At 35.1% G+C, this 23858-nt stretch carries 26 protein-coding genes; 17 read left to right on the forward strand and 9 right to left on the reverse strand.

The genetic code is table 11. From position 1 onward, the window contains the following. Window positions 1-127: 127 nt before the first annotated feature. Together HPY60_06570 and HPY60_06575 are read right to left on the reverse strand one after the other, a co-directional pair. Complete coding sequence (locus tag HPY60_06570; protein ID NPV50841.1) at window positions 128-916, reverse strand: CBS domain-containing protein; 789 nt, start codon at window positions 914-916, stop codon at window positions 128-130. A gap of 113 nt (window positions 917-1029) precedes the next feature. After that, window positions 1030-1563, reverse strand: a complete 534-nt coding sequence (locus HPY60_06575; protein ID NPV50842.1) for a CBS domain-containing protein — start codon at window positions 1561-1563, stop codon at window positions 1030-1032. 98 nt (window positions 1564-1661) lie between these two features. Between HPY60_06575 and HPY60_06580 the strand changes: the two genes are divergently transcribed. Then, complete coding sequence (locus HPY60_06580; protein ID NPV50843.1) at window positions 1662-2714, forward strand: hypothetical protein; 1053 nt, start codon at window positions 1662-1664, stop codon at window positions 2712-2714. Between the two features lie 42 nt (window positions 2715-2756). On the opposite strand, the gene albA is transcribed toward HPY60_06580, so the two are convergent. The 4 genes from albA to uvrB are packed head-to-tail and all read right to left on the reverse strand — an operon-like array spanning window position 2757 to window position 5560. Then, window positions 2757-3032, reverse strand: coding sequence for a DNA-binding protein Alba (gene albA, locus HPY60_06585; GenBank protein ID NPV50844.1), 276 nt, complete (start codon window positions 3030-3032; stop codon window positions 2757-2759). 2 nt (window positions 3033-3034) lie between these two features. Beyond that, window positions 3035-3217, reverse strand: a complete 183-nt coding sequence (locus HPY60_06590; protein ID NPV50845.1) for a 4Fe-4S binding protein — start codon at window positions 3215-3217, stop codon at window positions 3035-3037. A gap of 48 nt (window positions 3218-3265) precedes the next feature. Continuing rightward, entirely contained in the window at window positions 3266-3580 is a 315-nt protein-coding gene (locus HPY60_06595; protein NPV50846.1) for a YbjQ family protein, read from the reverse strand. Window positions 3581-3619: 39 nt separating this feature from the next. Beyond that, a complete protein-coding gene (gene uvrB / locus HPY60_06600; protein NPV50847.1) occupies window positions 3620-5560 on the reverse strand; it encodes an excinuclease ABC subunit UvrB in 1941 nt (646 codons plus the stop codon). A 118-nt stretch (window positions 5561-5678) separates the two neighbouring features. Here uvrB and HPY60_06605 point away from each other — a divergent pair, with 118 nt between their 5' ends. Beyond that, the gene (locus tag HPY60_06605; GenBank protein NPV50848.1) at window positions 5679-5999 is read left to right on the forward strand and encodes a divalent-cation tolerance protein CutA; all 321 of its coding nucleotides are present in this window, start codon (window positions 5679-5681) and stop codon (window positions 5997-5999) included. Here HPY60_06605 and HPY60_06610 read toward each other — a convergent pair. Further along, entirely contained in the window at window positions 5983-6513 is a 531-nt protein-coding gene (locus HPY60_06610; GenBank protein ID NPV50849.1) for a hypothetical protein, read from the reverse strand. The genes HPY60_06605 and HPY60_06610 overlap by 17 nt on opposite strands. Window positions 6514-6564: 51 nt before the next feature. Between HPY60_06610 and HPY60_06615 the strand changes: the two genes are divergently transcribed. Beyond that, window positions 6565-7317 (forward strand): Nif3-like dinuclear metal center hexameric protein, encoded by a 753-nt coding sequence (locus HPY60_06615; GenBank protein ID NPV50850.1) that lies wholly within the window; start codon window positions 6565-6567, stop codon window positions 7315-7317. On the opposite strand, the gene HPY60_06620 is transcribed toward HPY60_06615, so the two are convergent. After that, a complete protein-coding gene (locus HPY60_06620) occupies window positions 7314-8330 on the reverse strand; it encodes a formate--phosphoribosylaminoimidazolecarboxamide ligase (protein ID NPV50851.1) in 1017 nt (338 codons plus the stop codon). The two genes, HPY60_06615 and HPY60_06620, sit on opposite strands and share 4 nt — an antisense overlap. A gap of 88 nt (window positions 8331-8418) precedes the next feature. Here HPY60_06620 and purH point away from each other — a divergent pair, with 88 nt between their 5' ends. Then, window positions 8419-10020, forward strand: a complete 1602-nt coding sequence (gene purH / locus HPY60_06625) for a bifunctional phosphoribosylaminoimidazolecarboxamide formyltransferase/IMP cyclohydrolase (protein NPV50852.1) — start codon at window positions 8419-8421, stop codon at window positions 10018-10020. Here purH and HPY60_06630 read toward each other — a convergent pair whose 3' ends face one another. Then, window positions 10021-10707, reverse strand: a complete 687-nt coding sequence (locus HPY60_06630) for an isoprenylcysteine carboxylmethyltransferase family protein (protein NPV50853.1) — start codon at window positions 10705-10707, stop codon at window positions 10021-10023. It abuts the gene before it with no gap. Window positions 10708-10875: 168 nt separating this feature from the next. On the opposite strand from HPY60_06630, the gene HPY60_06635 reads away from it, so the two are divergent. The 13 genes from HPY60_06635 (at window position 10876) to HPY60_06695 (ending at window position 23857) form a co-directional block, all read left to right on the forward strand. Continuing rightward, window positions 10876-11802, forward strand: coding sequence for a phosphoribosylaminoimidazolesuccinocarboxamide synthase (locus HPY60_06635; protein NPV50854.1), 927 nt, complete (start codon window positions 10876-10878; stop codon window positions 11800-11802). Between the two features lie 5 nt (window positions 11803-11807). Further along, entirely contained in the window at window positions 11808-12047 is a 240-nt protein-coding gene (gene purS, locus HPY60_06640; protein ID NPV50855.1) for a phosphoribosylformylglycinamidine synthase subunit PurS, read from the forward strand. Further along, the gene (gene purL / locus HPY60_06645; GenBank protein NPV50856.1) at window positions 12047-14356 is read left to right on the forward strand and encodes a phosphoribosylformylglycinamidine synthase subunit PurL; all 2310 of its coding nucleotides are present in this window, start codon (window positions 12047-12049) and stop codon (window positions 14354-14356) included. Before purS ends, purL begins: the two co-directional genes overlap by 1 nt. Before the next feature lie 4 nt (window positions 14357-14360). Continuing rightward, window positions 14361-15128, forward strand: a complete 768-nt coding sequence (gene purQ, locus HPY60_06650) for a phosphoribosylformylglycinamidine synthase subunit PurQ (GenBank protein NPV50857.1) — start codon at window positions 14361-14363, stop codon at window positions 15126-15128. A gap of 2 nt (window positions 15129-15130) precedes the next feature. After that, window positions 15131-16522 carry an amidophosphoribosyltransferase gene (gene purF / locus HPY60_06655; GenBank protein NPV50858.1) on the forward strand — a complete coding sequence of 464 codons (1392 nt, stop codon included), beginning with the start codon at window positions 15131-15133 and terminating at the stop codon, window positions 16520-16522. 12 nt (window positions 16523-16534) lie between these two features. Then, a complete protein-coding gene (locus HPY60_06660) occupies window positions 16535-18046 on the forward strand; it encodes a hypothetical protein (protein ID NPV50859.1) in 1512 nt (503 codons plus the stop codon). 170 nt (window positions 18047-18216) lie between these two features. After that, window positions 18217-18381 carry a DNA-directed RNA polymerase gene (locus tag HPY60_06665; protein NPV50860.1) on the forward strand — a complete coding sequence of 55 codons (165 nt, stop codon included), beginning with the start codon at window positions 18217-18219 and terminating at the stop codon, window positions 18379-18381. A 145-nt stretch (window positions 18382-18526) separates the two neighbouring features. Continuing rightward, window positions 18527-18907 (forward strand): 5-(carboxyamino)imidazole ribonucleotide mutase, encoded by a 381-nt coding sequence (purE, locus tag HPY60_06670; GenBank protein ID NPV50861.1) that lies wholly within the window; start codon window positions 18527-18529, stop codon window positions 18905-18907. Beyond that, on the forward strand, window positions 18908-19915 hold the full coding sequence (locus HPY60_06675) for a phosphoribosylformylglycinamidine cyclo-ligase (protein NPV50862.1): 1008 nt from the start codon (window positions 18908-18910) through the stop codon (window positions 19913-19915). Window positions 19916-20036: 121 nt separating this feature from the next. Then, window positions 20037-22019, forward strand: a complete 1983-nt coding sequence (locus HPY60_06680; GenBank protein NPV50863.1) for a CoB--CoM heterodisulfide reductase iron-sulfur subunit A family protein — start codon at window positions 20037-20039, stop codon at window positions 22017-22019. Next, window positions 22016-22564 (forward strand): 4Fe-4S dicluster domain-containing protein, encoded by a 549-nt coding sequence (locus tag HPY60_06685; GenBank protein NPV50864.1) that lies wholly within the window; start codon window positions 22016-22018, stop codon window positions 22562-22564. The genes HPY60_06680 and HPY60_06685 overlap by 4 nt, the downstream gene beginning before the upstream one ends. After that, window positions 22542-23444, forward strand: coding sequence for a CoB--CoM heterodisulfide reductase subunit B (locus HPY60_06690; protein ID NPV50865.1), 903 nt, complete (start codon window positions 22542-22544; stop codon window positions 23442-23444). Before HPY60_06685 ends, HPY60_06690 begins: the two co-directional genes overlap by 23 nt. Continuing rightward, window positions 23444-23857 (forward strand): hydrogenase iron-sulfur subunit, encoded by a 414-nt coding sequence (locus HPY60_06695; protein NPV50866.1) that lies wholly within the window; start codon window positions 23444-23446, stop codon window positions 23855-23857. Before HPY60_06690 ends, HPY60_06695 begins: the two co-directional genes overlap by 1 nt. Window position 23858: the final 1 nt, after the last annotated feature.

Consider the following 23858-nt stretch of genomic DNA (forward strand, 5'->3'; position numbering starts at 1 on the left):
TGCCTGTGCTCTCATGACGGTCCTTTGAATTCGTTTATCGTGTGATACACGACTTCATTGGAACTTGAGACATAGTGTCTCTCATTATATACTCAAAGGTAATAAGATATTAAAAATTATTGCAAAATCATGCACTGAGTTCACTGTTTAATAGGATCTCATGATGCCCTATGAATCCAGCGATGTCTTTGGTAGAGTTTGAAACTGGATATGCAAATTGAGTCTTTTTGGATATTTGTTTTCTTAGGGTTTCAAGAGGTGTGGTGTAGTCAAGTAACTCAGGCTCTCTTGTTAGGATTTCTTCAACTTTAAACTCCTTTATTAGTGTTTCTGGGTGGTGTTTTGCATTAATATTCTTCCTAAACTTATAAAGGCCAAAGAGTAGATCCTTCACGGATATTAAACCCATGTAATTATTATGAGATTTGATTGCAAAGTATCTTATTCCCTCCTCTAAATACTGTTTTCTGGCATGAATTACTCTATCTCCCCAAGACAATGTACTGAACTTTCTAGTCATCGCGTCTCCAATTGTACCTTTTGATTCAACTAGAGGAATCATATGCCTTCTTGTAATCATTCCAACTAGCTCTTCTCCTTCAACTACCGGTAGTATAGAGATATAGTCGCTTCTAAAAAATTCAAGTGCTTTTTTTGCATTTTCATCTGCAGATATTGTGTAAGGATTTTTAGTTATAGACGAGGATATGTGGAATACTGATACATCTAAATTTAGACTTCTGGCATCTCCAATCTTTTCAATTATATTGCTTGCAGTCAATACCCCCATTAATTTTCCATCGTTTATTACTGGAAGTCTTAAAACTCCATTTTTGTCCATTAATTTTATTGCGTCTGATAGTTTTCTGTCTTTATCTACTTTTATTGGGCGTTTCATAATTTCTCTTACTTCCATTAAACCACCACCTTCAGTTATTAAAATAATAATAAATCATAAAATAACAAAATAAGTTTTTTACTCCTATTCTGGCAAAGGAAATCGTTTTATCACCTACACCAAAATATGGATTAATATTCTTCTTCCATGATTTCCTTGCAATCGTCACAAACGAACTGTCCATTGACAAGTTTTAATGCGGATGTATAGGTACCACAGATTTCACAAATCCCTCCTTCTGGGGGAGGGGTTGCTATTGCACTATCATCAGGTTCGAATCTCCATTCCTCAAAAGATAAGGACAATATATCTTTTGGCGTGATTATTGCCACAGGTATCCCTTCGTCCATTACTACCAAATTTCTAATTTTTTCTTGGGTTATTAATTCTGAGGCATCTCTTATCATTTTGCCACTGCTTATGGTAACAACTGGCGAAGTCATTATTGATTCTAAAGTTACTTCAGTTGGTTTTCTCTTTTTTGAGACAACTTCTCTTAATATATCTCTTTCAGAAACTATCCCAACGGGTTCACCATCATCTACCACTACGACAGCATTAGAGTTGTCTTTAGTCATTTCTCTGGCTGCATTTGAAACAGTGTCTTTAGGTTTCATGAGGATTATATCTCGTTTTATAACCTTAGATAGGGGTACATCAAGCATCCAAACACCTACATTAACAATTTTATTAAGTGTTCTAAATATTTAAGTCTTTGGAGTAAAGGTTAAAAGGAGATTATAAAAAATGTCTTTGTGAATAAATGAAGAATATTAAGGTATTTGGTTTAAACTTAGACCCAGATGAAAGAGACGAATCAATATTCAATAAATTATCTAGTACCGGTATGGAGGTTAAGGATCCTTACGAAATTGTATCTGAAAAGCTAAAAGATACAAACGAAATTAAATTTACAAAAATTGGGAAAGTTCAAGTTGAACCATGGTTAGTCCCAAATCCTAAGAAAGAAGATCTTTTCATGGTAGATGTTGGCAATCTTGTAGCCTTCATAGATTCAGATGGTTGCAGAGAATACGCTTCTAAGGTGAAAGAATTTGTCAAAGAAAATGTATTCCCTGATATTCCTCTAATGGTAGGTGTTGATCATTCCGGTACTGGTGGGTGTATAGAGGCATTAGCAGAAAAGTATGGAAAAGGAAATATCTCAGTAGTGATGCTTGATAGTCATTTTGACGGAATAGTGCCCACCCAGAGATTAAAACTAATACAGCATGATATTGAATTTAATCCAAATACTAAATTCTCAAAAGATGACCCTTATTTATATAATAGAGTTGATAGCTTCAATGCAGATTCGTTCCTTTATTTCCTTCTAAAAGAAAAAAAGATACTCCCCAAGAATCTCTTCGTTTTGGGTGTTTCAGATTACCCCCCAAATGCTGCAAAAGATGCAAGAGATCCAAGAATCAGAGAATACTATGAATTCTATAAAAAATTTGAAGATGATGGCGTCACTATCTTACCAAAAAATAAACTGAAGGCTAATTTCGAGATGGCACTCAAGAAGGTCTTTGAAAAAATTAAGACGCCTTACATCTACGTTTCAGTAGATATAGATATAGGTTCAAGGCAGGCTTTGACCGGGGCTAGATTCCTTGATTATCTTGGACTTGAGGAATCAGAAATCTATAGAATTCTAGATGGAGTAAACAAGTATGCCAAAGAGAAAAATATAGAAATTGTGGGCGCGGATGTAATGGAGATAGACCAATCAAAAGCCGGACAAAAGTTTGGTAAGAACTATGATAAGACCTACGATATATCTTTGGAAGTAATAAACAGGATATTCAGATAATAACATTAGAATTAAATTAAAAAATAATAAAAATTTTTTATCTTATCTTTTAAGAGTTATCTCAATTGCAGAAACGTTGGCATTTGAATTGTCGTCTCTTGTTATTGTTTCTGTTGATGTAGTTATTTTTTGTACGTTAACGTCGTTTACAAATTTGTTTCTGACTATTTCCGCAACATCGACTGCTCTTGAAATGGCTCTGCCTCTTGCTTTTATTACTACATTTTCTGTTTCTTTTTTGTTAAGCTGTGTTACAACAGCTAAAACATAGTTCATTACAGGTTTACTACCGACAAACACGATATTTTCGTCTGACATTACTAATCCTCCTCTACTGTTATTGCATTCACTGCGCATTCGTTAACACATAGGAGACATGCAATACAATCATTTTCGTTAATTACTACTGCTACGTCCCCTTGTATTTCAAATACTCCTACTGGACATGTTGATACGCAAATTCCACATCCTGTACATTCATCGCTTACTGTTACCTTTGGCATTTTGATAACCTCAATTTTTTGAAAAATTTATCATATATAAGTTTACCGTTATTTCAATTTTACTGCAGTTCCGTAAGCTAGCATCTCAGCGGCCCCTGTCATTACAGCACTTGTCGAATACCTTATGTTAATTACTGCATCTGCACCTACACTTTGTGCGTCTTCCATCATTCTTTGTAGTGCTTCTCTTCTAGATTCTGAAAGCATTTCCGTGTATTCTGTGATTTCTCCACCAACAACTGTCCTAAGTCCAGCAACGATGTCTTTACCAATGTGTTTTGCTCTAATTGAGTTACCAGATACTACTCCAATTACCTTTTCAATTTCTCTACCTGGTATAAAGTCCGTAGTTGTGATTATCACGCTACCACCTAAAACTTTTGGAAGCAATCCTTTAAATAATTAATCCAATATTATTGAAAGTTCCTTTATTCTGTCCCTCAAATATGCAGCTTTTTCGAAATCCAAATTATTTGCTGCCTTTATCATTTCATCATGAAGATATGCCAAATATTCATCTGGATCTTCAACTTTTGGCATTTTGTAATCTTCCTGTTCTTTTTCAAGGATATCGATTCTTTTCTTTATTGTTTGTGGGATTATATTATTTTTGATATTATATTCCGTCTGTATTTTTCTTCTTCTTTCAGTCTCATCAATTGCATTTTTCATTGAGGATGTGACCTTATCAGCATACATTATTACGGTTCCCGATACATTCCTTGCAACTCTTCCCATAATCTGGATCAAGGAAGTTGAAGATCTAAGGTAACCTTCTTTGTCTGCATCTAGAATTGCAATCAAAGATACTTCGGGCAGGTCAAGGCCTTCTCTTAGTAGATTAATACCTACTAGACAATCATAGGATCCTGCTCTAAGTTCTTGCAATAGTTTTACCCTCTCTAAAGTATCAATTTCAGAGTGCAAATATCTTGCATTGATACCTAACTCTAAGAGATAATCTGTAAGATCTTCGGCCATCCTTTTTGTAAGAGTTAACACTAATGTTCTTTCGCTATTTTGAATTCTCTTTTTAACTTCAGAAACAAGATCGTCAATCTGCCCTTCTCTTTTTTTAATAATTATAACGGGATCTATTAAACCAGTTGGCCTTACAATTTGCTCTACAACATTATCGGATATGCTCAATTCATAGTTAGCGGGAGTTGCAGAAACAAATATAACTTGATTCAAAAGAGTTTCAAATTCATTGTATTTTAAAGGTCTATTATCAAGTGCAGAAGGAAGTCTAAATCCATAGTTGACAAGTGTTTCTTTTCTTGACCTATCCCCTTCATACATCCCCCTAATCTGCGGAACTGTAATATGCGATTCATCTATTATCAAAAGAAAATCCTTTGGGAAATAGTTGATTAATGTGTCAGGTTTTTCTCCTGCCTTTCTTCCAGAAAAATAACGAGAATAATTTTCGATACCCTTGCAGTACCCCATTTCCTGCATCATCTCTATGTCATACTTAGTTCTTGTTTCAATTCGATGTGCCTCTATAAATTTACCTTTAGAATTTAAATCGGCCAACACTACTTCAAGTTCATTTTGTATTTCAGTTATTACTTTGCCTAGAGTTTCTTCAGGGATTAGATAGTGACTAGCGGGATAGATGTAGATATTATCAATTTCACCCATGTTTGAAAAATTAATTGGATGAATCTTTCTGATATTTGTTATTTCATCTCCAAAGAATTCAACTCTAACTATATAGTCCGTGAATAGAGGAAAGATTTCTACTACATCCCCTCTTGCCCTGAATGTTCCACTTTTAAAATCTGAATCGTCTCTCTCATATTGCATTGATACAAGTTTTCTTAAGAAATCGTCCCTATCAATCTGTTCATTTTTTCTTATGAAAGTTCCCATTTCTTTATAAGTTTCAGGAGATCCAAGACCGTAGATGCATGAAACACTTGCTACAATTATACAGTCACTTCTTGAAAGAAGTGAAGCTGTTGCAGAGTGCCTCATTCTTGTTAATTCGTCATTTATAGAAACGTCCTTTTCAATATAAGTGTCTATATGCGGTAAATACGCCTCTGGCTGGTAATAATCATAATAGCTGACAAAATATTCAACGGCATTATTTGGGAAAAATGCTTTGAATTCAGAATAAAGTTGAGCCGCTAATGTTTTATTTGGAGAGATAACAAGTGCTGGCCGTTTAAATTTCTCAATAATATTAGCTATTGTAAATGTTTTCCCTGAGCCAGTTACTCCGAGAAGTGTCTGATACTTATACTCTTTCTTTAATCCATCATTTAGCTGAATTATAGCTTGAGGTTGGTCACCATTTGGATTAAAATCAGAAAAAAGTTTGAATTCTCCCACAACCAGAAAGAAGTAAGTTATTTTAAATAGTTTTTTGGTGTAAGGTTTTAATTACGATATTTTAGAATAATGTAATTAGTATACAAATTAATTTAAGTGATTAAGTCAACTATACACTATGGCATTTATTGCAATATCAACAGTTCCGAATGAAGATGTAGCTAAGAATTTATCAATGATCTTATTAGAAAACAGAGTTGCTGCTTGCGTAAATATAGTTTCTAATGTAAAAAGTAATTATTGGTGGAACGGATCAATAGAAAGTTCAAATGAGATATTATTGTTAATTAAGACAACTGAAGATAAGTATAGTCAGTTAGAGAATCTAATCAGAAAGAATCATCCTTACGAGATTCCAGAAATAATAGCTTTTGATATAAAAAAGGGATTTAATAAATATCTAAATTGGATAGAAGATGAAACTAGGACTCTTCCTTAACTTCAAAAACTTTAGAGCATTCAACGTCAGAGTATTTATGGCAGGAAAATATCTTATCTCCATAGTAGATTGTTTCAAAGTCAAATAGGTCAGGGGATCGATAGAATTTATCATATACTAATAAAAGATCCTCTTCTTCAAGTACGAATTTTTTTTCATCTTTAGTTTTAATATAGAAATGATTATTATCTTCATCAAAATCTATTCTCTTGATATACTGATATTTTATGTGGGATATTCCTGGAATTGTCTTTATCAGTTTTTCATAGAACGATCCTCCGTTTTTAATGTCAAGAAGGATCATCTTACAGATTTTGACCTTTTCATAATAGTTATCTTCATTGTCTTCGGAAATTAAAAGAGGCTCTTTTCTTTCCTTTTCAAGCTCCTTCAATGCTGATAGCTCCTCAACATAAAGATTATTTTTGTATATTCCAAAGACTACTCCTTTTTCTCTAAGTGTATCGAGTCTTTTTATGAAGGAGTCAAGATCCCATATGAGTTCTACATCCATGCAATTAGGGCTAAGTATAAGTTATTTAAATGCCTTTTCAAATTAGACTACATGGAACTTTATGAGCTCATTAGTTATATGGACGATTATCTTAGGGTAACTGAAATATCAGACGTTTCAATAAATGGACTACAGATAGAAGGAAAAAAAGAGGTAAAGAAAGTATGTCTTGGCGTTGATAGTTCTCTTGAAATATTCAAAGAGGCTTCAAAAAGAAAAGCAGACCTCATATTGGTCCATCATGGACTTATTTGGGGAGGATTGAAAAGTATAAGGGGCCTTGTAAAAGAAAGAATCTCTTATCTTTTAGAAAACGGTATTTCTCTATACGCGGCACACCTTCCACTTGACATGCACCCTGAAGTTGGGAATAATATAGGACTCATAAAAATATTAAATCTCTCAGATCCTGAACCTTTTGGAGCGTACCATGGTTTAAAGATAGGATTCAAAGGAAAATATGAAAAAATGAAGAGTGTTAAGGAGATATCTAAAACCCTAGAAAGAGCACTGCCTGCTAAGATTGAGTCTTTCAACTTTGGTCCTGATAAAATAAAATCTGTTGGAATAGTAAGCGGGGGTGGGGGTTCTGCATTTGAGGATTGCATAAAGGAAGAGATTGATCTATTTATTACCGGCGAGCCTTCACATACCATCTATCATATTGCAAAAGAGGCAGGGATTAATCTAATATTTGCTGGGCACTATGCAACAGAAAAACTTGGCGTAATGGCTTTAGGAAAAAACATTGAAGATAAGTATAAAATTAAAACAGAATTTATAGATATACCAACAGGCCTTTAACAAACAATGTCTAAAAGTCTGCCACTGTTTATAGCATTTTTTATTTCTAATGCGATTCTTCTTCCGGTAGACATAGGCTTCCCATATTTGATATATGTGTAAGGCGAATAAGGCTCGAAAAGATTTGTGCCTGCAACTATTCTAGCGGATATTTCAAAAATGTATATTTCGGCTTCAGGGGTAATTACTCCTTCAAGACAAAAAGGACCAAATAATCCCCTCTCCGAAATTAACTCCTTAGATTTTTCTACTACCCTCTCACCCATTCCAAATATCTCAGGAAGTAATGACTCTCTAACAGTTATTGGTATATTCCCAACAACAACGTAACTTGGATCAATTTTCTTTAAAGCAAACTGGTCTCTTGCAGATATCCTTCCTATAGAATCAACGTTGCTTTCATATCTTTTATCAAAACTCATTATCTCTAACTCATTAGTTAATAGGCTGTAAAAATAATGGAAATACGCTGGAACTCCAATTATATATTCTTGAATTACATATTTCTCATTGATATGATCGGCAATCTTCTCGTAGAAATCTTCAGTGTCTTTAGCAAGGAAGTATCCCATCCCACCCTTTGCACCGTAGAATTTAACAATGACTGGCCTATCAATATCCTCTGGCCTGTCAAAGATTCTTGGTATTTTTATATTTGCATCGGTTAACCATTTTCTTTCAAGATCTCTTGCAGATTCCCATTCCAAAACGTCTTTGTTACCAAAATACATTACCTTCAAATCTTTAAAATCCTCTATTTTCATGTAAGCTATAAAAGATCCATGAGGAATCAAAATAGTATTTCTTTTTGTAAGCTCATCTTGCAGATCGAAAAGTTCTTTGAAATGATTAACAGAAATAATTTCATCGGCTACACCAAAACTTCTGTAGACTTTTTCTGAACCTTTTTTTGCAATACATAAAGTCTTAAATCCTTCATCTTTAGCGCCCTTTAGAATTTGAAGGGCAGAGTGACTCCCAAGAGTCGCAATTGTATAATCTGTTGCAGCCATTGAGTATTAACTTAACTAATAATACTTAAAACTTTCTGTAAGCTTAAGAGAAAATTATATAAATTAACTTTCCGAACGTGCCAAAGTGATGGAAAAGAGAGCATTAATTAGCGTTACTGACAAGAAAGGTCTTGAAAAATTTGCTAAGACTCTGTCAAATTTAGGTTTTGAAATTGTATCGACAGGTGGAACTTTAAAATATCTTTTAGATAATGGAATAAATGTTACACCTATTGAGAAAATAACAGGATTTAAAGAAATGATAGGAGGCAGAGTAAAAACTCTTCACCCAAATATTCATGGTGGAATTCTATATATCCGAGACGATAAAGGACATGAAAATGAGATAATCTCAGAGGGTATTAAACCTATAGATATAGTTGTTTGTAATCTTTATCAATTTCAAGAAACTGTAGCAAAAAATCCATCCCTTGAAGACGCTATCGAAAATATTGATATTGGAGGGGTAACTCTACTAAGGGCAGCAGCTAAAAATTTCAAATATGTTACTGTTATTGTTGATCCTCTAGATTATCATATTGTAACTAAAGAGTTATTAGAAAAAGGAAATACTTCTTACGAAACGAGGAAAAAATTATGTGTCAAGGCTTTTTCCCACACGGCGGACTATGATAGTGCAATTGATTCATATCTTTCAGGATCGCTGACCGAGAATAAAAAACTAAGACTTTCATTTAATTCTGGTAAAGCTCTAAGATATGGTGAAAACTGGCACCAAAAGGCATCTTTCTTCAAAAAAGATACCCTTGAGCCTTCTGCTTCAAACATGAAACAGCTGCATGGTAAAGCTCTTTCATATAATAATTATTTGGACATTGAAGCAGCACTTAATGCAGCAAAGGAGCTTTCTCATTATAATGCTGCAGTAATTGTTAAACATCTTAACCCGTGTGGAATCGCGACAGGTAAGGCCCTCTTTGATGCATTAAAAAATGCATGGGATGGGGACAGAGTATCTGCCTATGGCAGCATAATTGCATTGACGAAAAAAGTTGATCTCGAAACTGCTTCTTTTCTCAAAGGTAAATTTGTTGAAGTTATAATCGCTCCTTCTTTTGATGATGATGCATTAGATTTTTTGAAGAATAAGAGTAAAGATTTGAGGATCCTAGAAACGGGCAAACTTTTCACTTCTGAAGACAAAGTATACAAATTCTTGATTGGAGGGGTCATCGAACAGGACAGGCCGAAAGGGCTCTATGAAAAGTGGGAATGTGTTACAAAAGAGAATTTCCCAGAGGGTAAAAAAGAGCTTGGGCTTTTTACAATTATAGCAACAAAGTATACGAAATCAAACTCGATCGTTTTAGGAATGGAGTATGAAAAAGGCCAGTTTAAAGTATTGGGTAGTGGAGTCGGGCAGCCAAATAGAGTGGACTCTCTAAGAAAACTTGCAATACCAAAAATGTATGAAAATTTAGAAAACATGTGGAATGAAGAAAAGCCAAATATTCCCAAAGAGGACTTTTTCAAAGAAAAAATTTCAGAATGTGTTCTTGTTTCAGATGCCTTCTTCCCATTCGATGATACCGTTAGAGTAGCTGCAGAACATAACATAAAATACATTATACAGTCCGGTGGGTCAATAAGAGACAAAGAAGTAATAGAAACGTCAAATCAGTTTGGAATATCTATGATATTTACTGGTATGAGGTACTTCAATCACTAATTACCATATTTTAGGAATTAAGCTATACTTGACTTCTTTTGTGTACTCAAGGTATCCATCTAACTCTTTCTGTAATGTTTTATCTTCCAGATAAGTTCTTACAATTAAAGGTAAAACCGTAAATAAATTGATTGAGATGCCCCAGAAAGATCCCAATACTAGAGGTGTCGCAAATGTGTATAGTATTCCTCCAACATACCCAGGATGCCGCACATAACGATAAGGCCCACCTTTACAGACTTTATGATCTCTCTCTTTTTGTATTCTAACAACAGTAGAAAAAAATCTATTAGCTTTCTTTGACCATAAGAATATAGATTGCCCTATTATGTAAAGAACTATTCCAATTATTACTCCAAATAAAGGTAGTTTTGGAACCCAGCCTAAACGACCTACATCTATGGCAGATAGTATAATCATCACAAAATAAAAGGGAGAAGTTATCAAAAAATATATTTTGTCCCAACTTTTCATTCCCTCGCCGGGTTTTAATCTTTCTTTAATCAGTTCAGTATTATCTGACAAAACATAGTAAGTGAATGAAACAAAGAAAATATTTAATCCATTATAAACCCAGCCTTGCCAATAATTCAAACTGCCAGCAGAAATAAATGTGATGGCTAGGATAAATCCATAGCTAAGAATCCCTCTAATTAGAATTTTATGACTTAATTTTTTGTCCGCCATGATTTGAATTATTTTTACAATTATTTAAAGATGAGTCATCCCATACTAATTAAAGTTTTTACTAAGTAAGTGCAAAAATCTAACTTATTAATTAACTAAATGAAAAAGACAATTGTAACTAAATTTTAAGATAAATATATTTAAATATCAGATATAATAAATTCTAATATGAGCAGCCCAAGTAATACCTCTTCTGGATTTTCAAGAGAAGGAAAAGTTAAGAGAGTTTATGATGTTTCTGACAAAGAGATTGAATTTGAGTTTACTGACAGAATCTCTGTCTTTGATAAAATAATCCCCTCTAAAATTCCTTTCAAAGGGGAGACCCTTTGCAGAGAAGGAACTTTTTGGCTTAAAGAAGCAGAAAATTTAGGATTCTTGACTCACTTCATAAAGATGACTGACAAGAACAAGATGCTTGTAAAGAAAGTTAATATAATTTATGATTACAATAAAATTGATCACAATACAAAAAATTACCTTATACCCTTAGAATTTATCTGTAGGCATTACGTTGCAGGCTCTCTTCATGATAGAATTGAAAAGGGCAAGATAGACCCAAAGGAACTTGGATTCGGCAAAAAAACAGTTGAGTATGGAGAAAAGATACCTGAACCTTTTATTGAAACATCTACAAAGCTTGAGCCAGTTGATAGGCCATTAGAAAAGAAGGAAGCTCTAAGCATATCGGGCCTTAATGAAGAAGAATACCAGAATATCCTTGAAACAATAATTAAGATGGATTCAAATATGTCAAAGATCGTTGAGAAGGGTGGCTTAATCCATGTTGATGGAAAAAAGGAATTTGGAATGAATGAAGATAGAACTCTAATGTTTATTGATGTATTTGGAACTGCTGATGAAGACAGATTCTGGGATAAAAAACTCTATGAGCAGGGTCAAATGGTAGAGTTGTCAAAGGAGTTTGTAAGACAGCATTACATTAAAACAGGATATAAAAAAGAGTTGTATAATGCCAGAGAAAAAGGTCAATCAGAACCAGATATTCCTGCATTACCTGATAGTATGATTAAGCAAGTATCGGATCTTTACATTAATATGTATGAAAGAATTACCGGTGAAAAATTTAGGTGATTGATTTGAAGGTTGAAATTAAAGTTGGATTAAAAGAAGGAATTACAGACCCAGAGGGTCTTAATATCAAAAAATCCCTGAAATTGCTTGGTTTTGATGAGGTCCAAAATGTTGAAGTGAAAAGAAGCTACGTCATTGAAATAAGTGGAAAGGACGAAAAGAAGATCAGAGAAGATGTTGATATGATGTGCAAAAAACTTCTGATTAATCCTGTAATCCACGATTATGAAGTGGAAATGATATAATGAGTGGCAAACAAAATGTTTTTGAAATTAATCTTGACTTACCTGATGAAAAACTTCTAGAGATAAGTAGGAAAATAGGGATAGGTCTTTCTCTAGATGAAATGAAGTCAGTTAAAAATTACTTTAGAGAACAAGGTAGAAATCCAACAGACATTGAAATACAGGCAATAGGTCAGGCTTGGTCAGAACACTGTTGTTACAAATCATCAAAAAGTTTATTGAAAAAATATATCTTTAATATTGAGGCGCCTCAGAATATATTTGTGATTAAAGAAGATGCAGGCGTAGTTGAATTTGATAAAGATTATGCGTATGTTTTAGCTTTGGAAAGTCACAATCATCCATCAGCTGTTGAGCCATATGGGGGTGCAGCTACTGGAATTGGGGGTATCCTTAGAGATGTTGTTTGTATGGGGGCACAACCTGTTGCACTAATAGACCCAATATTTTTTGGACCGCTAGATTTGCCTTATGAACAATTGCCAAAAGGAGTAAAACATCCCGAATTCATTTTTAGAGGAGTGGTAGCAGGAATTAGAGATTACGGAAATAGAGTGGGCATCCCTACTGTATCTGGCTGTGTTTACTTCCATCCAGGGTATACGGGCAACTGTCTTGTAAATGTCGGGTGTGTAGGTATCATAAAAAAAGATGACATAATTCACAGTAGGGTAAAAGAACTTGGAGATATCTTTGTCATGGTTGGTGGAAGAACTGGAAGAGATGGAATCCACGGGGTTAACTTTGCTTCTGCAGAACTTGATGAAGAGTCTGAAACATCTTCACGTTCAGCCGTTCAAGTAGGGGATCCTATAACAAAAGAGCCTTTAATCCATGCCTGCCTTGAAGCTAATACAAAAAAGCTTCTGAATGGTATGAAGGATTTAGGTGGTGGAGGGCTTTCTTGTGTAGTGGGAGAAATGGCACACGCAGGTGGGTTCGGAGCAAAGGTCAATTTAGAAAAAGTATTATTGAAAGAAAAAGGAATGAAGCCTTGGGAAATATGGGTATCAGAATCTCAAGAAAGAATGATGCTTGCAGTTTCTAAAGAAAATCTCCAGGCAGTTCTTGACATTTTTGATAAATGGGACGTTGATGCTGCGATTATAGGTGAAACTATTTCTGAAAAAAGAGTTTTAGTTTATTACGAGGAAGAAAAGATATTTGATATGGATTCAGAATTTTTGACTGGTGGTCCTGTTTATGCTAGAGATGTCAAGTTAGTCAAAAGAGACCAAAAAGATATTCAAACTCAAGCACCAAAAGATACAAACGATATACTAATTAAAATGCTTTCAGATCCAAACATAGCTTCAAAGGATTGGGTTATTCTTCAATATGATCATACTGTTAGAGGATCAACTTCACTTACTCCGTTGTATGGAGACGTTGTAAACTTCTCCCCCCAAGATTCTGCAATTATAAAGCCCGTAGAAGAACTTAACAAAGGACTTGTAATTTCAACTGCAGTTAATCCATTTTTACTAGAATATGATCCCTACTGGGGAGCTGCGTCCGCAATAGACGAAATCTACAGGAATATTGTTGCAGTTGGTGGCAGACCTCACTCTTTAGCAGATTGTCTGAACTTTGGAAATCCTGAAAAGCCTGAACGATTTGGAGATTTTTATCAGGCTGTTATGGGCTTAAACTTTGCAACAAAAGATCTCAAAATATCATTTTCATCAGGTAATGTAAGTCTTTACAATGAAAGCATGATTGGAAGCTGCCCTCCAACACCAACTATTGTAGGTATTGGCATCATAGATGATGTTGAAAAAAAAGTAAGTTCAAACTTCAAAAAAGAAGGAAATACCATTTATCTTATTGGAAAAACTGAAAGAGAGTTTGGAGGTTCTTTGTACTATAGGATTATAGGTATTAGCGGAGGTATTGCACCTAAAATGGATCCTCAAAACTTAATTAATTATTCAAATACTCTCCTTAGCTCTATGGAAAAAGACATTGTAACTAGCTGCCATGATTTGAGTGAAGGTGGCCTTGCAGTTGCAATTGCAGAAATGGCATTCGGTAGTGATTACGGTGTTTTGATAGATCTACCAATATTAAAAGAAATGCGGGCAGATGAATTCATATTTTCAGAATCAAACACTCGGTGGGTAGTTGAAGTAAAAGACGAGAAAGCCTTTGAATCTCTGTTTAACGAAAATAATGTACCTTTTATGAAAATTGGAAAAGTCTCCGGAAAAAAATTAGAGATAAGGCAGAATGAATCTAAAATCATAGATGTACCAATTGAGAAATTAAGAGAGAAATGGAAGAATGCTATTTGGGAGCATATGGGGTGATTCAATGGACAGGTCTGAGATAAAAGTTTGTGTTTTAAGAATAGAGGGAACAAACAATGAAGATGAAATGTACTATGCTTTCAAAAGATTAGGGGCATCTCCTGAACTCGTTCATTTGAAGGACCTCAAAGATATATTTGACTACAACTGCCTTATGATTCCAGGAGGCTTTTCTGCAGGGGATTATGTAAGGGCTGGGGCAATCTTTGCTTCAAGGATTAGGGCAAAGATGGCAAATGACCTTCATAAGTTTATAGATGAAGGATGGCCAGTAGGCGGTATATGTAATGGATTCCAAGTTCTAGTTGAGCTTGGAGTTTTACCAGGATTTAAAAGAATGGATTATCCTGATGCCTGTCTCTTTTTAAACAATTCAGCTAGATTTGAATGCAGACCAACATTGCTAAAACATGAAAACAAAGGCAAGTGTGTTTTCACTAGAAATATACCTAAAGGGGAGATAATGTTAGTACCTTCTGCTCATGGGGAGGGAAAACTATTGTTGCCAAGAGAAAAGGAGAAAGAGTATTTTGACAGGTTATTTGAAAATGATCAAGTTGTATTTAGATACGTCGATAAAGAAGGAGAATACGCAGGATACCCCTGGAACCCTAATGGCTCTGCACATAATATAGCAGGTATTTGCAACGAGGCGGGAAATGTTTTTGGAATGATGCCTCATCCTGAAAGAGCTTATTTTGATAAGAATAAAAATGGTATCTCTGGTATGAAAGTCTTTGAATCAGTCTTAAAATATATAGAGGAAAAATAAAAATGTGCGGTATACTAGGTACTTCATCAAACAATTCTGCATATGAGTGCTACAGAGGGCTTTTGGCTATTCAGCACAGGGGACAAGATTCAGCCGGAATACTATCTTTTGATGGGATAGTGCATCAGAAAAAAGAAAAAGGTCTTGTCTTGAATGTATTCAATAAAGAGGAGTTAGCAAAGCTTGAAGGATCCAAAGCTATAGGCCATGTGAGGTATCCAACAGCAGGGACGAATACTCTATGTGAAGCTCAGCCTTTCTTTTTGAGCTATCCATATGGAATAGGTCTCGCACATAATGGAAATATTACCAATTATCAAGAGTTAAAGAGAGAACTTGAAGATAGAAATAGATGCATTCATTCAAAGTCTGATACAGAAGTCATGATAAATATCCTTTCAGAAGCGTTAATTAAAAATGATACATTTGAGGCCATTCAAGGAACTATGGAACGAATTGATGGTAGCTATGCTGCAGTGATGCTTTTGCCCAAAAAACTCATAGCGTTCAGAGATCCATATGGTAACAGACCCTTAGTATTTGGTGAGAAAACTAATTTGAATGAAACTGCATTTTCTTTTGCCTCAGAGAGTGTTGGACTTGACGTGAATGACTATTCACTTGTAAGGGATTTGCTTCCAGGAGAAGCTATAGTTGTTGAAGACAACAAAGTTGAAAAGAGAGTACTATGCCCAAAAGGCAGGGCTCACTGCATGTTCGAATGGGTTTACTTTTCAAGACCTGATTCTGTTATTGAAGGAAAGAGCGTCTATGAAGCTAGGATAGAACTTGGGAGAAATATAGAGTTTGAAGGAGAGGGAGATGTAGTAATACCTGTACCAGATACTGCAAGAACTGCTGCTTTAGGATTTTCTGAAAAATATGGAATTAAGCAGAGAGAAGGTTTGATAAAAAACAGGTACATTGGCAGAACTTTCATTATGCCCACTCAAGTTTCAAGAGATGTGGCTGTTAGAGACAAACTTAACGTAATCAAAGGTGAAATTAGAGGGAAGAAGGTAATCCTAGTTGATGACAGTATAGTTAGAGGAACGACAAGTAAAAGAATAGTGACTATGTTAAGGAATAATGGGGCCAAAGAAGTACACATGATATCAACGTGCCCACCAATTAAACATCCATGTTATTATGGTATAGATATGCCCACAGAAAATGAACTAATTGCTGCAAGAAACACTGATGAGGTTGCAGAAAGAATTGGTGCAGATTCTGTTACATACCAAACTATCAAAGGACTAGTAAGAGCTATTGGCCTTAAAAAAGAAGACTTATGCCTTGCTTGTTTAAATGGAGATTATCCAACTCATATACCTGAAGAAACTATGAAATGTCTTACAAAAACAAGAGAATGTGAAAGAAAGGTAGATACTTAGGGTAGTGATATTATGGGCGAAGTTTGGGCAGTTGTTGGCGGAGGGGCAAGGGAATGGGCCTTGGCAGAATCAATTACAAGGTCAAAAAAGGTATCAGAAGTGCATGTGCTCCCTGGAAATCTTGGTGGAGCATTTGAAAAAAAATGTATTTGGCCCATAGGAAACGATAGAGTCAAGATAAAAAATTTTGATGATGTAAAACAATTTTTTAATGATTATAAGCAAGAGATTCAAGAAAATAATGGCAGGATAAAAAGACTTGATGACATTAGCGATATTATTTCTTATATTTCTGAAAATAATATTGATATGGTGATTGGAGGACAAGAAAAATACTTATCACTTGGATTAAAGGAAAGCTGTGAAAAAAAAGGAATAGCTTGTTGGGGTCCAACTTCAAAGGCTATGATAGTTGAGGCAGATAAGTGTAACACAAATGACCTTATGAAAAAGTGGGGTATACCATGCCCTACATTTCAAAATTTCTATGATCCTGAATCTGCTAAAACATTTCTAAAGGATAATTTTGGTAAAAATGGAAAAAAGTATGTAGTAAAATACCCATATTTGCTTGATGGTAAAGGGTCAAGAGTTTGTAATACCCTTGAAGAGGCTTTGAGTGCTGTTGATGACTTTATGGTATCAGGCGTAATCTGCTCCCCTGTGGATAAACTCACTATAGAAGAAAGACTCTATGGGGAAGAAGTAATGGTCTTCTATGCAGTGCATGAAGGTCAGGTAAAATACTTGGGGAGCGCTAAAGATTTTCCAGAAAGGTTCGATACGGAAGACACATTTTTGATTGATAGGTTTAACAAAAGAATGGGTCACCCAGGTGAAATGGTAAACTACATTACTGGTGGAATGGGTGTTGTGGCGCCACACCCTCTTTTGAAAGATAGAGGGGATCTTGTTACGAAAATCGAGGACACAATAGTAGTTCCATTTTTAACAAATCTTTTAGAAGAGGAAAAGATAGCATTTAATGGAATAATCTACTTTGGATTATGCGCATTAAAAGAAAATAATAATTACAATTTTTATGTGTTTGAAATTAATGGTAGAGATGGGTCACCTGAAGCAGAGGGAAGATGGCCAACAATTGAGACATCGCTTTATGACATAGCAAAAAAAAGCTATGAAGGGAAACTTGATGATCTAGATGTCAAGTTTAAAGATAAAGTTTGTGTAGGAGTATTTACAGTCAGCGGCAGTTTCCCATGGTTTAAGGGTTGCGGATTTGAAGCTTCCCAGATGCCTCCTGGATATCCTGGAAAACATCTTACAGGACAAGTAATAGACTATTCTACTGAAGTTCCAGATAATTCATTCCACAGGCACGCAGGTACCTTCATTACCCAAACAGGAAATGTTGCTGTAGGTGGTGGACGAGTTATTCTTGGAGGAGGATTGGCAGATATGTATAGTGATGCTAGTAAAATTGCATATGAAGTTATATCTGACAATTATATCAGATTTGTAGGGAAGAGCTTCAGGAAGAAAATTGGAGAAGGAATAGACTAACTAAAAGCATACTACACTTTTTTAGTATTTAAATTTAAATAAAAGTATGTAAATACATTATTTTATGGCAGAAATTAATATTTTTTATTATTTTGAATAATCAACCTTATAAACTAAAAGCACATTCTCAGTTTAAGGCCATTAATGGCCAAACAAAAGGAGTAATTAAAATGTATGGTGAAAGAAGAGGGGGATACGACAGACCTCCTCGTGAAATGCACAAGGCAACCTGTGCAGCTTGTGGACAGGAAACTGAAGTTCCATTCAAGCCAGATGGAACAAGACCTGTTTACTGTAGGGAATGCTACCAGAAGAAAAACCCAAGAAGGTATTAAGTAGAGTTTTTTAGTAAAAGGTTATTTCTAGTAAGTTAATAGGAAAAGTCCTTTTATTTTTTATATTTAATATTTCTTAGAGTAATTTATATCAAAACACTTTTTTATACAAAAATCTTTTTAATGCATATGCCTCCTTTATTACATGATACTAATTATTGCTGGCTCAAAGAGCGATGAGCAGATAGTAAACAAAGTAAAGAAAGTTTTTGATGAGAATAAAGTTGAATATGAAGTCCAATTTGCTTCTGCCCATAGAGAACCTGAAAGAGTGGCAGAGCTTGCTAAAATGGACAAATATGATATTTTTATCGCTATAGCAGGTTTGGCGGCGGCGCTTCCAGGAGTTGTTGCAGCACATACAAAAAAACCTGTGATAGGCGTTCCCGTTTCTTCTAAACTTGATGGATTAGATGCGCTTCTTTCTATAGTCCAGATGCCAAAAGGCGTTCCAGTGGCATGTGTAGGGATAGATAATGGAGATAATGCTGCCTATCTTGCTATGAGGATTTTAGGAGTGAAGTAAGTGACAACTCCCAAGGATTACAAATCTTCAGGGGTAGACATAAAAGTTGAAGAAAAATCTATAAGTGCTCTAGTCTCGGTCATCAAGGACACCCTCCATTTTAGAAAAGGAAAGATTGGAGCTGCAATTGGAGACATAGGTAGCTTTTCAGGATTTATAGAATTTGGAGATTACGCCTTATCACTTGCTACTGACGGGGTGGGATCAAAAGTTCTTGTTGCTCAAAAATTAAAAAAATATGACACCGTAGGAATTGATGTTATTGCTATGAACGTTAATGATGTAATATGTAATGGCGCAGCCCCTATTGCTTTCGTAGATTATATTGCTTTAGAGAAAACTTCTGAGTATATGCTCAAAGAAATAGCAAAAGGACTACTAGAAGGTGCTAAACAATCTGATATGCCCATAGTTGGCGGGGAAACTGCTACTCTTCCAGATATAATTAAAGGTGATGGAGAAGGGTTTGATCTTGCAGGGACATGTCTTGGAGTAGTAAAAAAAGATAAAATAATTTCTGGGAAAGATATTGTACCGGGAGATATAGTAATAGGTATCGAATCTTCAGGAATCCACTCAAATGGATTAACACTTGCAAGGAAAGCCTTAGGCGAAGAAGACTATTCTGAACTTTTAATCCCTACAAGGATTTATGTAAAACAGATTTTGGATCTAATTGAAAAGGTAAAAGTAAAAGGAATGGCGCATATAACAGGTAGCGGCCTTCTAAATCTTAAAAGATTAAAAAAAGATATGGGATTTGATCTAGAACTACCAGAACCCCCTTCACTTTTCAAAAAAATTATGGATACTGGAGTAGAAATTGAAGAGATGTACAGGACTTTTAATATGGGAACTGGGTTTATGGTTATAGTTTCAAAAGAAGATAAAGATAAAGCGCTTGAGATTTTAAATAAATACTACAGTTCATATGCTATAGGGAAGGTAATTGATCAAGACATAATTACGGTTAATATTAAGGGTCTTGATAAATCTTTTAGTTTATAATTTATTTGCAGAAATCTCAATCATAAACCAAAAGACATAAAAATAGCTGACTCTTTTTATCAACAGTTTAGGGTAATCTAAATTTATCAAATGAATTAGATATCTTGATGGGTGAGAGTATATGGCAAAATCTCAATCAAAGAAGAAAAAAGAATCCAGTAGTTCTCCAAAAATTGGTGTGTACGTTTGCCACTGTGGTACAAATATAGCAAGTAGTGTGAATATCGAAGAAGTTGTTAACTTTTCTAAAACGTTAGAAAATGTGACTATTGTACGAGAGCATATGTATCTCTGTTCAGAACAAGGACAGAATATTATAAAGGAAGATATTAAAAAAGAAGGAGTTAATAGAGTTGTCGCCGCATGCTGCTCACCTAGAACGCATGAAGAAATTTTTAGAAAAACATTAAATTCTGCTAATTTAAATAAATACCTCTATGAACAAGTAAACATAAGAGACCAATGTTCTTGGCCACATATTAAAGATAAGGAAAATGCTACAAAAAAGGCAAAGCATCTAGTCAAAAGTGGAGTCTATAGGGCATCTGAATTAGAGTCTTTAGAGGATAGAAAACTCTCTGTTTTAAAATCTGTACTTGTTATAGGGGGAGGGATATCTGGAATTAATGCAGCCCTAGATTTGGCCCGAGACGGGTACAGAGTATACCTTGTAGAGAGAAATCCAAGTATTGGCGGGAAAATGGCCCAACTTGACAAAACTTTTCCTACAAACGATTGTTCCGCATGTATCCTTGCACCAATGATGGTAGAAGTTTCAAACAATTCAAATGTAGAACTACTTACCTATTCAGAAGTTGAAAATGTTTCAGGGCATATAGGAAACTACCATATTGTAGTTAAGAAAAAACAAACTTCTGTAGATTGGGAAAAGTGCAATGGTTGTGGTGATTGCAGTATAGTGTGCCCTGTAAAAGTTGATAATGAATTTAACTGTAACATGGATAAAAGAAAAGCAATCTATATACAATTTCAGCAAGCCATACCTATGAAAGCTGTTGTAGACAAAACTAAATGCATTAAATGTAAGTTGTGTGAGAAAAGGTGCCAAGTTGGGGCAATAGATGTTTCAAAAAATGAAGATGAATATGTGGAATTTGATGTTGGAAGTATTATTGTTACAACTGGGTATGACCTTTTTAATCCCAATAGGAAGGCCGAGTATGATTATGATCATCCAAATGTAATAACTTCTCTTGAACTTGAGAGAATGATGTGTGCCTCTGGACCAACAAAGGGAGAAATTTTGAGACCTTCTGATGGTAGAAAACCCCACACAATATCTTTTATTCAATGTGTAGGATCAAGGGATGAGAAAACAAATGATTATTGCTCTAGGATATGTTGCACATACTCTATAAAACATGCAAGGCTTCTAAAAGAGAAATACCCAGATATGGACATATTTATCCATTACATCGACCTTAGATGTTTTGGTAAGGGTTATGAAGAATATTATAGGATGGCTAGAGAAAAGGGAGTAAAATTCATAAGAGGTAGAATAAGCCAGGTAGATTCAATTGGGGACAGGTTAGAAGTGTCAGGCGATGATGACACTTTAGGAGAACAGATTAGCGTTGTTGCTGATCTTGTGGTTCTAGCAGTTGCAATGGAATCATCTAAAGGTTCCAAGAACCTAGCAAATTTACTGAATATAAGTACGGATAAAACTGGATTTTTCAAAGAAATCCATCCAAAACTTAAACCTGTGAGTACTGATAGTGATGGGATATTCATAGCAGGTGCGTGTCAAGGTCCTAAAGAAATACCAGATGCTGTAAGTCAAGGAAAAGCTGCTGCTTCCGCAGCATCCTCACTTATGGCAAAGGGAGAAATAGACATCGAACCCCTATTTGCCCAGGTGATTGAAGATTTATGTGCAAGATGTAGGGCTTGTGAATCTCTTTGTACTTACAAAGCAATTAAATTTAATGAAGAAGAGGACAAAATAGAAGTAGATATTGCACTCTGTAAGGGATGTGGTGTTTGTAGTGCAGCATGCCCATCCGGGGCTATTAAAGCAAATCATTTTACAAGTAAACAAGTTAGAATGCAGATTTTGGCTCTTACGGAGGGAATAAAATGAAAATTGTTCTTAACAATGCGAACAAGGATCTTGTTAATAAGGTCATTGAGTACGGTGGAGAAAGAGTCTACGAATGCTTCCAGTGTGGGATGTGCGCTTCAGGTTGCCCTGTTGCAAGTGATACCGATCATAAAATTAAAAGAACTATGCATCAAGTTCTTTTAGGTCTTGATGAGCAAATATTGGATAAAAAAGCAATATGGCTATGCACTACTTGTTTTATGTGTTTAGAGAGATGCCCCCAAAATGCAGGACCTACAGAAGTTGTATTTGCTCTAAGAAGAATTTCTGCAGAGAAAGGAATCATCCCAGAGGCCCAGATAGAAGTAGCTAATAATATATACCATCTTGGCCATGCTGTTACTGTTCAAAAAGGGATAAAGTTAAGGGATAAAGTTAAGGCCCCACCACTTAGTACTGCAGGGTCAAATAAGAAGTATATTGATGAAATTCAAAAAATAATAAATTTGACTAATGCTGTTAAACTACTAAAGATAAAGAAAGACTGGAAACCAAAAGGAGATGAAGTTATTGCCTGTGACTGAATATGCTTTGTATACTGGATGTATTATTCCTTTGAGATACCCCGATATTGAAAATTCCATTAAGGAAACAATGCCGCTTTTGGGGGCAAATGTTTATGATATGATCGGTGCAGGTTGCTGCCCACCTGGAGGGGCTTTCTGGTCAGTTGAAGAAATATCAGGACTTGTGCAGAGTGCAAGAAATTTATCAATAGCTGAATCGATGAATAAAGATCTGATGGCAGTCTGCAATGGATGTTTCTGTTATCTTAAGAATAGTAATGTACTTTTAAAAAGCAATCAGGAAAAGAGAGAAAAAGTTAATACTATTCTGAATCAAATTGGTAGAAAATATCAAGGAACAATTTCTGTATACCATTTAGTAGAAATACTTCATGACCATATAGGTGTTGAAAAAATTAGAGAATCGACTAAGGTTAAGTTAGACGGTGCTAAGGCTGCAGTCCACTATGGATGCCATCTTTTAAGACCGTCAGACCATTTAATGGCTGAAAATCCCGAAAAGCCTCACAAACTTGATGCATTAGTTGAAGCTTTGGGTATGGAGAGTGTATACTACCCAAAGAAACTATCTTGTTGTGGTGCAGGTGGGGGTATGCGAGGGAATAATCCCGATGTCACATTGAAAATCTTAGAAAAGAAACTAATGAATATTAAATACTCTGAACCTGATTGTATTGTCACTGCCTGCCCATTCTGCTTCCTTCAGTTTGATTTAGGACAAAAAGGATTGAGGGATAAAGGGGAGGATTTCTGCATACCTGTTTTCTATTATAACCAACTTTTAGGGCTCTCTATGGGGCTCCCAAAAGAAAGAATTGCTTCAATTTCTGAAACTCCAAGGGATGGATTTATAAAAAAATTTTATGGTGTTGACTGATGAAAAATTTTGAACCGAATATTATTGGTTTTGTCTGCAACTGGTGCACATACGCTGGTGCTGATCTCGCAGGGTCATCAAGATATAGTTATCCTCCAAATGTCAAATTAATAAGACTCATGTGCTCAGGCAGGGTTGATCCCGCATTTATTCTTGAAACATTTGCTAGAGGTGCTGACGGGGTATTCGTAGGGGGGTGCCATATCCCTGCTGATTGCCATTATCAACAAGGTAACTTTAAAGCTCTAAAAAGAATTACAATGTTAAAAAAATTAATATCTGACATGGGCATAGAGCCAGAGAGATTAGAGATATTCTGGATTTCTGCATCTGAGGGAAAGAAATTCTCAGAAGTCATGACATCATTTACAGAAAGAATAAGAGAATTAGGGCCAAATCCAATTAGAGTATAAA

The organism is Methanofastidiosum sp., from assembly GCA_013178285.1.
Taxonomy (GTDB): domain Archaea; phylum Methanobacteriota_B; class Thermococci; order Methanofastidiosales; family Methanofastidiosaceae; genus Methanofastidiosum.